This window comes from Stenotrophomonas sp. 89682_Sma, assembly GCF_056481405.1.
In genome coordinates, this window is record NZ_CM151147.1 from 1,479,395 (window position 1) to 1,492,566 (window position 13,172).

Annotated in this window: 9 protein-coding genes; 7 read left to right on the forward strand and 2 right to left on the reverse strand. The window is 68.3% G+C overall.

The window, feature by feature from the left end; all coding sequences use genetic code 11:
• Nucleotides 1–19: 19 nt before the first annotated feature.
• From ACZK29_RS06830 to dapE, 5 genes are read left to right on the forward strand one after another with little or no spacing between them, the layout of a single operon-like run.
• A complete protein-coding gene (locus ACZK29_RS06830; RefSeq protein ID WP_459047633.1) occupies nucleotides 20–2,629 on the forward strand; it encodes a [protein-PII] uridylyltransferase in 2,610 nt (869 codons plus the stop codon).
• Nucleotides 2,629–3,690: a 2,3,4,5-tetrahydropyridine-2,6-dicarboxylate N-succinyltransferase gene (gene dapD / locus ACZK29_RS06835; RefSeq protein WP_111204201.1), complete on the forward strand. Its 1,062-nt coding sequence runs from the start codon at nucleotides 2,629–2,631 to the stop codon at nucleotides 3,688–3,690. Before ACZK29_RS06830 ends, dapD begins: the two co-directional genes overlap by 1 nt.
• 2 nt (nucleotides 3,691–3,692) lie before the next feature.
• Nucleotides 3,693–4,559 carry a hypothetical protein gene (locus ACZK29_RS06840; RefSeq protein WP_478446827.1) on the forward strand — a complete coding sequence of 289 codons (867 nt, stop codon included), beginning with the start codon at nucleotides 3,693–3,695 and terminating at the stop codon, nucleotides 4,557–4,559.
• A 31-nt stretch (nucleotides 4,560–4,590) separates the two neighbouring features.
• Complete coding sequence (locus ACZK29_RS06845) at nucleotides 4,591–4,962, forward strand: arsenate reductase (RefSeq protein WP_181502598.1); 372 nt, start codon at nucleotides 4,591–4,593, stop codon at nucleotides 4,960–4,962.
• On the forward strand, nucleotides 4,959–6,086 hold the full coding sequence (gene dapE / locus ACZK29_RS06850) for a succinyl-diaminopimelate desuccinylase (protein ID WP_478446828.1): 1,128 nt from the start codon (nucleotides 4,959–4,961) through the stop codon (nucleotides 6,084–6,086). The genes ACZK29_RS06845 and dapE overlap by 4 nt, the downstream gene beginning before the upstream one ends.
• Nucleotides 6,087–6,218: 132 nt before the next feature.
• Here the strand turns inward: dapE and ACZK29_RS06855 are convergent, their stop codons facing one another.
• The gene (locus tag ACZK29_RS06855) at nucleotides 6,219–7,103 is read right to left on the reverse strand and encodes a tetratricopeptide repeat protein (protein ID WP_478446829.1); all 885 of its coding nucleotides are present in this window, start codon (nucleotides 7,101–7,103) and stop codon (nucleotides 6,219–6,221) included.
• Between the two features lie 330 nt (nucleotides 7,104–7,433).
• Between ACZK29_RS06855 and asnB the strand changes: the two genes are divergently transcribed.
• Nucleotides 7,434–9,125: an asparagine synthase B gene (asnB, locus tag ACZK29_RS06860; RefSeq protein ID WP_111204198.1), complete on the forward strand. Its 1,692-nt coding sequence runs from the start codon at nucleotides 7,434–7,436 to the stop codon at nucleotides 9,123–9,125.
• A gap of 130 nt (nucleotides 9,126–9,255) precedes the next feature.
• A complete protein-coding gene (locus tag ACZK29_RS06865) occupies nucleotides 9,256–10,644 on the forward strand; it encodes a cation:proton antiporter domain-containing protein (RefSeq protein WP_478446830.1) in 1,389 nt (462 codons plus the stop codon).
• Between the two features lie 82 nt (nucleotides 10,645–10,726).
• On the opposite strand, the gene ACZK29_RS06870 is transcribed toward ACZK29_RS06865, so the two are convergent.
• Nucleotides 10,727–13,054, reverse strand: a complete 2,328-nt coding sequence (locus tag ACZK29_RS06870) for a penicillin acylase family protein (protein WP_478446831.1) — start codon at nucleotides 13,052–13,054, stop codon at nucleotides 10,727–10,729.
• Nucleotides 13,055–13,172 lie beyond the last annotated feature (118 nt).

Below are 13,172 nucleotides of genomic sequence, written 5' to 3' on the forward strand. Positions count from 1 at the left end.
GATGCTGCCGGCGAGTTCGCTGCTGGACACGCCGGCCGCGTCGCTCAACGACCCGGACTGGGCTGCTGCTGCGCGCCAGGCGCTGCAGCAGGCCGACGCGCGCCTGTACCGCCGCTTCGACCAGGGCGACAACATCGAGCGCCTGCTGGCGCTGCGCGCGCGTGCCGCCGATCATCTGATCCGCCTGGCCTGGCAGCGCTGCCTGCCGGTCGACAGCGGCCTGTCGCTGTTCGCAGTGGGGGGGTATGGGCGCGGCGAACTGTTCCCGCGCTCGGACATCGACCTGCTGGTGTTCGGCGACCCGCCGGCACAGTTGGCGCACGAATCCGCCCTGGCACGCCTGTTCGCGCTGCTGTGGGATTGCGGGCTGGCGGTCAGCCATGCGGTGCGCAGTGCCGCGCAGTGCCGCGAGGCTGCTGCCGACCAGACCGTGTTGACCGCGCTGATCGAGGCGCGTCCGATCCTGGCCGAGGACACTGCCCGCCGTGCGCTGCGCGAGGCCATCGACGACCGTGAGCTGTGGCCAGCACGTGCCTTCTTCCTGGCCAAGCTGGAAGAGCTGCGCAACCGCCACCAGCGTTTCGGCGACACCGCCGACAACCTGGAACCGGATCTCAAGGATGGCCCCGGCGGCCTGCGCGATCTCAACACGCTGGGCTGGATGGCGCTGCGCGCCTTTGGCGTGCGCGACCTGGAAGCGCTGGTCGGCCTGGGCCACCTGGGTGCCGACGAAGCGGCCGCGCTGAAGCGCGAGCGTGCGGTGCTGGCGCGTCTGCGCTTCGGGCTGCACCTGGTGGCGCGGCGCCCGGAAGAACGGTTGCGCTTCGATTACCAGAAGACCCTGGCCGCGCGTCTGGGCTTCGAAGACGATGCCGAGAATCTCGGTGTCGAAAAGATGATGCAGGGCTTCTACCGCGCCGCGCTGGTGGTGCGCCGGATCAGTGACCGCCTGCTGCAGCGCTTCGAGGAACAGTTCGATGGCGAGGCGCAGCCGGAACCGCTGACCGTGGGTTTTTCCCTGCGACGCGGCTACCTGGCAGCCAATGATGCCGATTGGCCGTGTGGCGATATCGGCCAGGTGTTCGCGCTGTTCTCCAGCTGGGCCAACAACCCGCAGGTGCGCGGCCTGCATTCGCTGACCGCGCGCGCGCTGGCCGAATCGCTGCCGCTGCTGCCGGCCTACGACCAGGCCGACTCCGATGCGCGCGAGCAGTTCCTGGCCCTGCTGCGTGGCCAGCGCCCGGTCGATACGCTTTCGCGCATGGCGCGGCTGGGTGTGCTCGGCCAGTGGATTCCGGCATTCGCCCAGGTCAGCGGGCGCATGCAGTTCGACCTGTTCCATGTCTATACGGTGGATCAGCACACGCTGATGGTCCTGCGCAACATCGGCCAGTTCGCCAGCAGCCGTGCCGATGAGCGCTTCTCGATCGCGCATGAGGTGTGGCCGCGCCTGCGCAAGCCGGAGTTGCTGCTGCTGGCCGGCCTGTTCCATGACATTGCCAAGGGGCGCGGTGGCGACCACTCCGAACTGGGCGCGGTCGATGCGCGCGCGTTCTGCCAGGCGCATGCCCTGAGCATCTCCGACACCGAACTGGTGGCCTGGCTGGTCGAACAGCATCTGCGCATGTCGGTGACCGCGCAGAAGCAGGACATCGCCGATCCGGTGGTGATCCATCGCTTTGCGACCCTGGTCGGCAGCCGCGACCGCCTCGACTATCTGTACCTGCTGACCTGTGCCGATATCGCCGGCACCAGCCCGAAGCTGTGGAATGCGTGGAAGGACCGCCTGCTGGCCGACCTGTACTTCGCGACCCGGCGCGCGCTGCGTGAAGGCCTTGAGCACCCGGTGCCTGCCGCCGAGCGCGTGGCCGAGGCGCGTGACAGCGTGCGTGCGCTGGTGCGCGAGCAGGGCTACGACGATGCCACCATCGACCGCCAGTTCGCCGTGATGCCCGACGAAGGCTTCATCCGCCTGCGCCCGGAGCAGCTGGCCTGGCAGGCCGCCGCGCTGGTACCGGTGAAACAGGGCCAGGCGCTGGTGAAGGTGCGCCGCATCAGCGTCGACGACCCGGCACTGGAAGTGTTCGTGCATTCGCCGGACCGCGACGGCCTGTTCGCCGCCATCGTGATGACCCTGGACCGCAAGGGCTACGGCATCCATCGCGCGCGCGTGCTGGATGGTCCGGCCGACACCATTTTCGATACCTTCGAAGTGAACCCGGCCGACAGCTTCGCCGATGGCAGCAGCGCCAATCTGGAGGCCGCGCTGCGCGAAGCACTCAGTGGTGACCTGTCGCGCCTGCGCCCGTCGCGTCGGGTGGTGCCACGTCAGCTGCGCCATTTCCGCTTTGCCCCGCGCATCGAGTTCCGCGATGAACCGGGCGCAACCCGTTTTGCCCTGGTCGCACCCGACCGCCCCGGCCTGCTGGCCGACGTGGCGTTCGTGCTGCGCAACCAGGGCCTGCGCGTGCATGATGCGCGCATTGCCACGTTCGGCGAACGCGCCGAAGACACCTTCGTGATCAGTGACGAACACGACCTCCCCCTGACTGAACCTGCCCGGCAGCAGCTGCATGACGCGATGCTGGCCTGCCTGGACCCTGATCGAAACGCCGGAGACCCCGCCTGATGGCCACCAAGCCTGTTAAGAAGACTGCTGCCACCGCCAAGAGCGCAGCGGCCAAGAAGATTGCCGCCGTGCCGGCCGCGAAGAAGGCTGCCGCGCCGAAGAAAGCCGCAGCGGTGAAGGCGCCGGCGAAGAAGGTGGCGGCACCGAAGAAGGCTCAGGCCAAGAGTGCAGAAGCCGCACGCGCCGAAACCATCGCCCGCAAGTCGCTGCGCAAGCCGGCCACGCCGGGCGTGGAAGAACTGAAGTTCGGCATCGAAAGTGCCTTCGAACGCCGCGCCACGCTGACCCTGCACGAACTGGAAGGCTCGACCAGGCCGCTGGTCAACCGTGTGATCGATGGCCTGGAAAGCGGCGAATTCCGCGTTGCCGAACCGGACGGCCACGGTGGCTGGAAGGTCAACGAATGGCTGAAGAAGGCGGTGTTGCTGTACTTCCGTGTCAACGACATGGCCGTGGTCGATGCGCGCCCGGCGCCGTTCTGGGACAAGGTCGAATCGCGTTTTGCCGGTTATGACGAAGCGAAGTTCCGTCGCGGTGGCGTGCGCGTGGTGCCGGGCGCCATTGCCCGCCGCGGTACGTACTTCGGCAAGGACGTGGTGCTGATGCCGAGCTTCACCAACATCGGCGCCTATGTCGGTGAAGGCACCATGGTCGATACCTGGGCCACCGTGGGTTCCTGCGCGCAGATCGGCCAGCACTGCCACCTGTCCGGCGGTGCCGGTATCGGCGGCGTGCTGGAACCGCTGCAGGCCAGCCCGACCATCATTGAAGACCACTGCTTCATCGGTGCGCGTTCGGAAGTGGTGGAAGGCGTGGTGGTCGGCCACCACAGCGTGATCGGGATGGGCGTGTTCCTCAGCCAGAGCACCCGCATCTACAACCGCGCCACCGGCGAGATCAGCTACGGCTACATTCCGCCGTACAGCGTGGTGGTGTCCGGCTCGCTGCCGAGCAAGGACGGCACCCACTCGCTGTACTGCGCGGTGATCGTCAAGCAGGTCGACGCCAAGACCCGCAGCAAGACCAGCGTCAACGACCTGCTGCGCGGCCTGGCCGACTGAAGGTGACCGCGCCGGAGGATCTGGCGCAGTCCGCGGTCTACCGACATCCGTCCGACACCCTGTTCGGGCGGATGCTGCCGCGCCTGCTGCACGCTCCCCGCTGGACCCGGCTGCGTCGCGCGCTGTCGCGGCGCTGGCCGATGCCGGCACTGGTCAGCGATGTGCGCGACGTGGTCTACGCGAGCTGGTGGGTCGACGTGCGGCATGCACCGCCGCCACCCCCGGGCCATCACTACGTGGTGCATGCCGGGCGCACGCCATACACCATCCTCAGCTACCGCCACGGGTACTTCGGGCCCGCACTGGCCGGGCCGCTGCGCGCGCTGATGCCGTCGCCGCGGCAGAGCAACTGGCGCTGGTACCTGCGCCGTGACGACGATCCGGACGCAACGCCGGTGGTGCTGTTCGATCGCAACGTGATGGACCAGCTGGCCTTCGTCGCCGGCGCGCGCGCGTTCAGTGATGCCATGCAGCCCCATCTTTCCACCCGCTTCGAGCATGTGCTGGATGCCACCGGTCGTGGCCACACGCTGATCGAAGGCGGGCAGGGCAGTGCACCAGACCTTCGCCTGCAGTGGCGGGCGGCTGCCGAATGGGCGGATGCCGCGTGGGCGGCGGCCTTCGGTGGCCAACAGGCCCTGCTGCGCTTCCTGACCTGCCAGGACGCAGCCATCGCCCGCACCTGTGATCGCCGCTGGGCCAGCACCCGCATCGCGCTGCCGGTGGACGTCGACAGCCTCCAGCCGCTGCACCTGGAAGGCGAACTGCATTGCCCGCGCCTGCAGGCGATGGGCGTAGCGCTTGAATCGGGCCTGGCCTTCCGCTTGCCGAGCGTGCCGTTCCGGGTCGTGTCCGAGCGCCTGTTGTGAGATTCTGGACCCCTGTTTTCCAGCATCACAGATGGCCATGAGCACCACTGTCTACGGTTTGAAGAACTGCGATACCTGCAAGAAGGCGACTAAGTGGCTGGACCGCTTCGGCGTGCCGTACACCTTCGTCGACTACCGCGAGAACAAACCCAGCCCGGAAATGCTGTTGGAATGGGCCGCGCAGCTGGGCGGGCTGGCGGCGATGGTCAACAAGTCCTCCACCACCTGGCGGCAGCTGCCGGACAACCGCAAGGCCGCCGATTCCGACGCCGAGTGGAAGCTGCTGCTGCGCGAGTACCCGCAGCTGATCAAGCGCCCGCTGGTGGTCACCGCCGATGGCAAGGCCAGCCAGGGTTTCAGTGACAACGGCTTCAAGGCCCGCTTTGGCGTGGGCGACGCATGAGTGCCGTCCTCGACCTGGCCTGCGAGCTGATCGCACGGCCTTCGGTGACGCCGGATGACGCTGGCTGCCAGGCGCTGCTGGCGGCGCGGCTGAAGCAGGCTGGATTCCACTGTGACCACCTGCGTCTGGGCGACGTCGACAATCTGTGGGCGACCCATGGCCAGGGCGCACCGGTGCTGGTCCTGCTGGGCCACACTGACGTGGTGCCAACCGGCCCGCGCGAAGCCTGGACCAGCGACCCGTTCACCCCACAGATCCGTGATGGCGTGCTGTACGGGCGCGGTGCTGCCGACATGAAAGGCAGCGTGGCTGCGTTCGTGGTCGCCGCCGAGCAGTTCGTCGCCGCGCATCCCGATCATCCCGGCACGCTGGCGGTACTGCTGACCAGCGACGAGGAGGGCGATGCCATCGATGGCGTGCGCCACGTTGCACGCCTGTTCGCCGCACGGGGGCAGCGCATCGACTGGTGCATCACCGGTGAGCCGTCATCGACCGCGACGCTGGGCGACCTGCTGCGCGTGGGCCGCCGCGGCAGCCTGTCCGCCAAGCTGCGCGTGCAGGGCGTGCAGGGGCATGTGGCGTACCCGGAGAAAGCGCGCAATCCGATTCACCAGGCGGCGCCGGCACTGGCCGAACTGAGTGCGCGACGCTGGGACGACGGCTACGAGAGCTTCCCGCCGACCAGCCTGCAGATTTCCAACATCCACGCCGGCACCGGTGCCAACAACGTGATTCCCGGCGAGCTCGAAGTGGATTTCAACCTCCGCTACACCCCGCATTGGGACGCGCCGAAGCTGGAAGCAGAGATCGCCGCACTGCTGGACCGGCATGGCCTGCAGTACACGCTGAAGTGGCACCGCAGCGGTGAGCCGTTCTACACCCCGGAAGGCACGCTGCGCGCCGCGGCACGCGCAGTGCTGGCCGAGCACATCGGCCGCGCGCCGGAAGAAAGTACCGGCGGCGGTACCTCCGATGCGCGCTTCATCGCGCCCTTGGGTGCGCAGTGCATCGAAGTAGGACCGGTCAACGCCAGCATCCACCAGGTGGACGAGAACGTGCGCGTGGACGAACTGGAAGCACTGCCCGGGCTGTACCAGCGGCTGGTGGAACGGCTGCTGGTGTAAGGACGGTGGGGTGGGAATGGTGGGTGCCGACCGTTGGTCGGCACGCCCCCCGCCGGGGCTGCATCCCTGTAGAGCCGAGCCATGCTCGGCTGGTGTCCACCGGCAGAAGCAGGCGAGCACGGCCCGGCTCTACTATTCCGAAAAAAGGAAGAACGGCGGCTCTACCGCTTTTTTCCAGTAGCTGGGCGCCGCCATGTAGAAGCGCTGTGCTTCGGCCTTCGCGAACCAGCGTGCCGCCGCCTCGGTGTCCTTCTCCACGCCCGGCGCACTCCGGCCCAGCAGCAGCCCGGCAAAGTACTGGCCGAACACATTGCCCTGTTCCCCGGCACGCCGGTACAGCTGCAACGCACGTGCCGGATCGCTCGGCACGCCCACGCCGCGTTCCAGCAGTGCGCCCAGATCCACCTGCGCCTCGGCATCGCCACGCGCCGCGCGACGCTGCAGGTGGGCGACCAGCGGGTGCACGGTGCCGGCCTGCGCGGCCACTGCATCCGGCAGTCGCGAGGAACGGCTTGGATAGCGGTGATAGATCATCGCGCGCAGGTCCCAGCGCAGTGCCTGCTGTGCGTCGCCCTGCTGGCGATAGGCAGCAGCCAAGTCGTGGAACGCGTAGGGATTGCCGTGGTTGGCCGCGGCCAGGTAGGCGCGCTCGCCGCGTCGCCACGAAGCGCGCAGCACCGGTGCAGGATCGATGCGGGGGCTGTCGGCATGCCGCAGCGTGCCGGAGGTCCAGATCCGGCCCAGTGCTTCTTCCGCCTTGGTGTTGTGGAAGGTCCAGGGCGTGACCGCAGCGGCACGCTCGTAGTAGGCGACCGCGCGCGGGTCGTTGAAGCGCTCGAAGGTCTCTGCGGTATCCCAGGCGCCGTCAAAGCTGCCGTCGCTGCCGCGTTGTTCCAGGGCCTGCAGCTGGGCCGCTGGCAGGCGCGAAGGCGGGGGCAGGGTCTGGCAGGCGCTCAGGCCCAGGCCGAGCAGGACGGCCAGTAGGGCGGTGCATCCAGTGCGGTGTTGCATTTCCATTACACATTGCTGGGCGCGCCATTATGCGCTTCACGCGTGGTTGCCAACGCAACTGTTGCGCCGCGCCGGAAACCGGGGTACGGTCGATCCCATGTCGATCCGCCTGGCCACCGCCGTCAATAACAACAACCGCAATAATCTGCGCGCGAATAATCGTGCGCGGCCGATGCGGGACTGCGCCCTGGGTAGATAGACAGCAACACACGCCCGGACACCAGAAAACCCGCATCGGCCGATGCGGGTTTTTTTGTGCCCGGGTGCAGCCTTCCCGGGCCTGGATGGCCGGTCGAACACCTTCCCCTCGTGAAATCCCCCAACAGGAGCTCCGCCATGTGTTCGATCTTCGGAATCTTCGGCCTGCAGGCCGGTGATGATCTTCCCGCCCTGCGCCGCCACGCGCTGGAACTGTCGCAGCGCCAGCGCCACCGGGGCCCGGACTGGAGCGGCGTGTACCTGGACGAAGGCGCATTGCTGGTCCACGAGCGGCTGGCCATCGTCGATCCGGCCGGCGGCTCGCAACCGCTGCTGTCTGCCGACGGCCAGCTGGCGCTGGCGGTGAACGGCGAAATCTACAACCACCAGCAACTGAAGGCCGCGCTGACCACCGCCTACGACTTCCAGACCGGCTCGGACTGCGAAGTGATCAACGCGCTGTACCGCCAGGGCGGATCGCCGGCGCGGTGGCTGGAGCAGCTCAACGGCATCTTCGCCTTCGCGCTGTGGGACCGTGACCGCGGCCGCGTGCTGGTGGCACGCGACCCGGTCGGCGTGGTGCCGCTGTACTGGGGCCACGATGCGCAGGGGCGCCTGCGCGTGGCTTCGGAGATGAAGGCGCTGGTCGATTCCTGCGCCGATGTCGCGCAGTTCCCGCCGGGCCACTATTTCGACAGCGCCAGCGGTGAACTGGTGCGCTACTACCAGCAGCCGTGGCGTGAGTATGCGCATGTGCAGGGCCGCCAGGCCGACCTCGCCGAACTGCGGCAGGCCTTCGAGCACGCCGTGGAGCGCCAGCTGATGAGCGACGTGCCGTATGGCGTACTGCTGTCCGGTGGCCTGGATTCATCGCTGGTGGCCGCCGTGGCCGCACGCTACGCGCGCCGTCGCATCGAGGACGGCGGGCAGACCGAAGCGTGGTGGCCGCGCCTGCACTCGTTCGCGATCGGGCTGAAGGGATCGCCCGATCTGGCCGCTGCCGCGGTTGCTGCCGAAGCGCTGGGTACTGTGCACCACGGGTTCGAATACACCTTCGAAGAAGGCCTGGACGTGCTGCCGGAAGTGATCCGCCACATCGAAACCTACGACGTCACCACCATCCGCGCGTCGACGCCGATGTTCCTGCTGGCGCGGCGGATCAAGGCGATGGGCGTGAAGATGGTGCTGTCCGGCGAAGGCAGCGACGAGATCTTCGGTGGTTACCTGTACTTCCACAAGGCGCCGGATGCGCGCGAATTCCACGACGAGCTGGTGCGCAAGCTCGACGCCCTGCACAACTACGATTGCCTGCGTGCCAACAAGTCGATGATGGCCTGGGGCGTGGAGCCGCGCGTGCCGTTCCTGGACCGTGAATTCCTCGACGTGGCGATGCGCTTCGATGCCGCGCACAAGATGGTCGGTGCCGGGTTCGGTGGCCGTCGCATCGAGAAGGCGGTGCTGCGCGAGGCGTTCGATGGCTACCTGCCGGACAGCATCCTGTGGCGGCAGAAGGAGCAGTTCAGCGATGGCGTCGGCTACGGCTGGATCGACGGGCTGAAGGCGCATGCCGAAGCGCAGGTGAGCGATCGTGTGCTGGCGGCCGCCGACAAGCGCTTCCCGCACAACCCGCCGCAGACCAAGGAGGCGTATTACTACCGCCACCTGTTCGAGCAGTTCTTCCCGAGCCGCGCGGCGGCCGAGACCGTGCCGGGCGGCAAATCGATTGCCTGTTCCTCGCCGGCGGCGATTGCCTGGGATGCCAGCTTCGCCGCGGCGGCCGACCCTTCCGGACGCGCGATCGCCGGCGTGCACGAACAAGCCCTGGCGTAATGCTTCCGCCGGGCATGGCCCGGCGCTACCGAGCGATGGTAGCGCCGGGCCACGCCCGGCGAGCACAAGGAGGACTTAATCCCCTCCGTCCCTTTTTGCGACGTATCATCGGCGCCCTGCACATTGGGGAATGTTCATGGACGTACCGCGCGGCAGCCAACGGCCGCCGATGAAGTGGGGATGGCGCTATCTGGCATGGGCCGCGCTGCCCTTGCTGGCCGGTGTACTGCTGGCACGCTTCGCTGGCCCTGCTGCACCCGCTGCGGTTGCCCGCGCTGCGGCTGTGGCCGAGGGCGGCTGGGCGCAGCATCTGGCCTCGCCGTTGGGCCTGTTCCTGCTGCAGTTGCTGGTGCTGTTGCTGGTGGCCAAGGGGGCGGGCGCACTGCTGAAGCGGCTGGGCCAGCCGGCGGTGATCGGCGAGATGGCGGCCGGCCTGATGATGGGTCCACTGGTGCTGGGCAGCGTGCTGCCGCAGCTGCATGGGGCGCTGTTCCCGGCCAGTTCGCTGGGGCCGCTGGGCATGCTCAGCCAGCTGGGCGTGCTGATGTTCCTGCTGGTGGCCGGTGCCGAGCTGGATCTGGCTGCGCTGCGCGGGCGACGGCGTCTTGCGTTCACGGTCAGCCATGCCGGCATCGCGGTGCCGTTCCTGCTCGGCATCGCGCTGGCGATCTGGCTGTACCCGCAGCACGGCCCCGAAGGTGTGGGCTTCACCGCGTTCGCGCTGTTCGTCGGCATCTCGATGAGCATCACCGCGTTCCCGGTGCTGCTGCGCATCCTCGCCGACCGTGGCATCACCCAGTCATCGCTGGGCCAGACCGCCATCGCCTGCGCCGCCTTGGGCGACGCCACCGCGTGGTGCCTGCTGGCGCTGATCGTTGCCGCGGCCCAGGCCAGCGGCTGGCTGCCGGCCAGCCTCAACCTGCTGTGCGTGGTTGCGTTCGTGGCGCTGATGCTGGGGCTGGTGAAGCCCTGGTTCGCCCGCCAGCAGGTCGCGCCGGGCCGCGAGGGGCGCTGGCTGCTGGGCATCCTGCTGCTGTCGCTGGCCAGTGCGCTGGTCACCGAGATGCTCGGCATCCATGCGCTGTTCGGTGCCTTTGCTGCGGGCGTGGCGGTGTCGTCCAACGTGCAGCTGCGCGAGCTGCTGATGGCCCGCGTCGAACCGTTCGCGGTGACGCTGCTGCTGCCGCTGTTCTTCGCCATGACCGGTCTGCGCATGCGCGCCGACGCATTGCAGGCCAGCGATATCGTGCTGTGCGCGGTGGTGATTGTGGTGGCCACGGCCGGCAAGCTGCTGGGTACCTTCAGTGCTGCGCGCAGTGCCGGCATGCCCACGCGTGAGGCATGGCGGTTGGGCGCGCTGATGAATACCCGCGGCCTGATGGAGCTGATCGTGCTCAACCTGGGCTACGAGCTGGGCCTGCTCGGCGACCGCCTGTTCGCGGTGCTGGTGATCATGGCGCTGGTGACCACGGCAATGACCGGGCCGCTGCTGAACCTGATCGAGCGGCGCAGGGGCTGAGCGCTGGACGGTAGTGCCGGCCGCTGGCCGGCATCCATGCGGGTGTGTCCAGGATCATGAGGTTGCCGGCCAGCGGCCGGCACTACCGTGTTGGGACCAGCGTCATGGTGTGCTGCGCCTTGCCGGGCAGGAACGGGGTTGGGCGGCCATGCACCCAGTCCTCGTGGCCGGCACCCCAGTAAGGTGACAGCGGATGGCCGCTCTGGCCGCCAGGCATGTGCACGATGCCGTCGGCCTCGTGGCCGGGCGAGACCACCATGCGCTCGGAGGCGCCGAAGCTCGGCGTCTGCACGCGTGGCATGTCACGATCGCCGGGAAGGCGGTCGGCCGGCATGCACAGCCAGCGTTTGGCGATGTCCGGCAGCGCCTGTGCAATGGGGTGGCAGATCGCCGCAGTGTTGCGTTCGCCCCACGTACGCTTGGCCAGCGGGCCCTGCTTGGCCAGCTCGCTCTCGGTGCGGCGTGCGGCATCAAGCAGCAGCGTGTCCCAGCTGTCGTAGGCCGGCGGCAGCAGATTGGCCGGACGCTGCTGCAGCATCGGCCAGGCCACGCCTTCCAGCTGCGCCAGGCGTGGGTCCAAGTAGTCATCGCCCAGTTGCGCGTTGGCCGGTGCCAGCAGTGCATCGGACAACGTCTCCATCACCTGCGTACGGAACTCGCGCACCACCCGGTAGCTGACCGAACTGGCCGAGGCACGGCCGCCCCATTGATGGCTGGCTTCCTTCAAACGCTTCAGTGCAGGGTCGTCACTGCGTTCGATGACGTCGTGCAGCAGGGCCCACCAGCGCTGCAGGAACACGGCGCGGTCGTCGAGCTGGATCGCCAGCAGGTCGTGTTCGTCGAAGCGCTGCTGGATCGCCAGCAGGTCGCGGATCTGCCGTGCGCGGGCGCCAAGGTCATAACCACCGTTGCCGACATGGGCCAATGCCTCGCCGTCGAGGACGCGGCCGTTGGCGGTCCACAGGCGATGGTTGGGTGGGTCGATCAGTGCCGGCGAGGCGTCGCTGCGGATCGGCCAGGGGGCGCAGTCCTGGTTGTTGGCGACCGTGAAGCCGGCCGGTGCGCAGCCCGGACCGCGATCCGGGCGGGCGCCGATCAGGCGCCAGGCGATGCGTCCGCTGCGGTCGCCGACCACCAGGTTCTGCGCGGGAATGCCAGCGCGGTCGGCGAACTGCAGGGCCGCGTCCAGATCGCCAGCGCGGGCCAGGTCACCGAAGTCCAGGCGCACCGCGCCGGGCAGGTGGGCGACCCAGCGCAGCGCATCGCCGCGGCCATCTGCATGGGTGTGCAGGATCGGGCCCCAGGCGGTTTCGCGCACCGGGAACACCACGTCGGCCTGGCCGGCTACGGCGATGCGTTCTTCATGTACGGTCGCGGCGACGTTGGCCGGTTCAGTCCGGTAGTCCGCCGTGTCGATGTAGCTGTTGGTGAAGCCCCAGGCCACGTGCCCGTTGCTGCCCACGATCACCGCGGGCAGGCCGGGCAGCGAGAAGCCGGTGACGTCGACCTGGCCGCCCGCGGCCTGCGGGTCCGGGTAGCGCAGGCGCACGCGGAACCACAGGCCCGGTGCGCGCAGGCCCAGGTGCATGTCGTCGGCGACGATGGCGCGGCCATCGGCGGTAAGCGCCCCGGCCACCGCGAAGTTGTTGCTGCCGACAGCGTCCGCCTCTTCCTGCGCGGTGCCGGATTTTCCCTTCAATGTGCGCAGGTCGAGCTGGCTGGCATCGGGGAGCGTGGCGTTGCCGGTCGGTTCGCCGAACAGCGGTGCATCCCATTCGGTGCCGTCGTGGGCGATGAGCGCGTACAGCGCGGGCGGCACCACTGCGCGGATGCGGCTCAGTGCAAGCTCGGTCTGGTTGCCGGGGTCCTGCAGGTCGGCGTACATGGCCAGCCCGGTCAGCACGCTGTCGCTGGCCTGCCACGGTTGCGGTGACTGCCGCAGCAGCAGGTAGGCCCATGGCCGCACGGAGAGATCGGCCAGGCCCTCATTGACCCCACCGACATAGGCGCTCATGGCTTCGATGTTGTCGCCCAGCGCAGCCTGCATGTTCGCCTCGGTGCGTGCGCGCAGCCGATGTACGCGCATGCGCTTGTCGGCATCGATCGCCTTCGGCCCGAACAGCGCCGACAGTTCGCCGGCGGCGCTACGGCGCATCAGGTCCATTTCGAAATAACGTTCCTGCGCATGCACGCGACCCAATGCGCGCATGGCGTCGGCCTGGCTGGCGGCGGTGATGGTGACCACGCCCAGCGCATCACGTTCGATGGTGACTGGCTTGGCCAGCCCCGGCAGCGCATGCTCGCCGTCCAGGTCGGCCAGGCTGCCACGCAGCAGCAGCCACAGGACCAGTGCGGTGACCAGCACGATGGCGATCAACACGCCCAGCACCCAACGCCATGTATGTCGCATCGCACGTCCTTTCCGAACTCGTGGGTCGATTGTAGCCGCAGGCGCAACTGCGACTGATTCCGATTAGATCACCGTATTCTGAAATGCGGCACCCTATGCCACATCGATTCACAGGAGC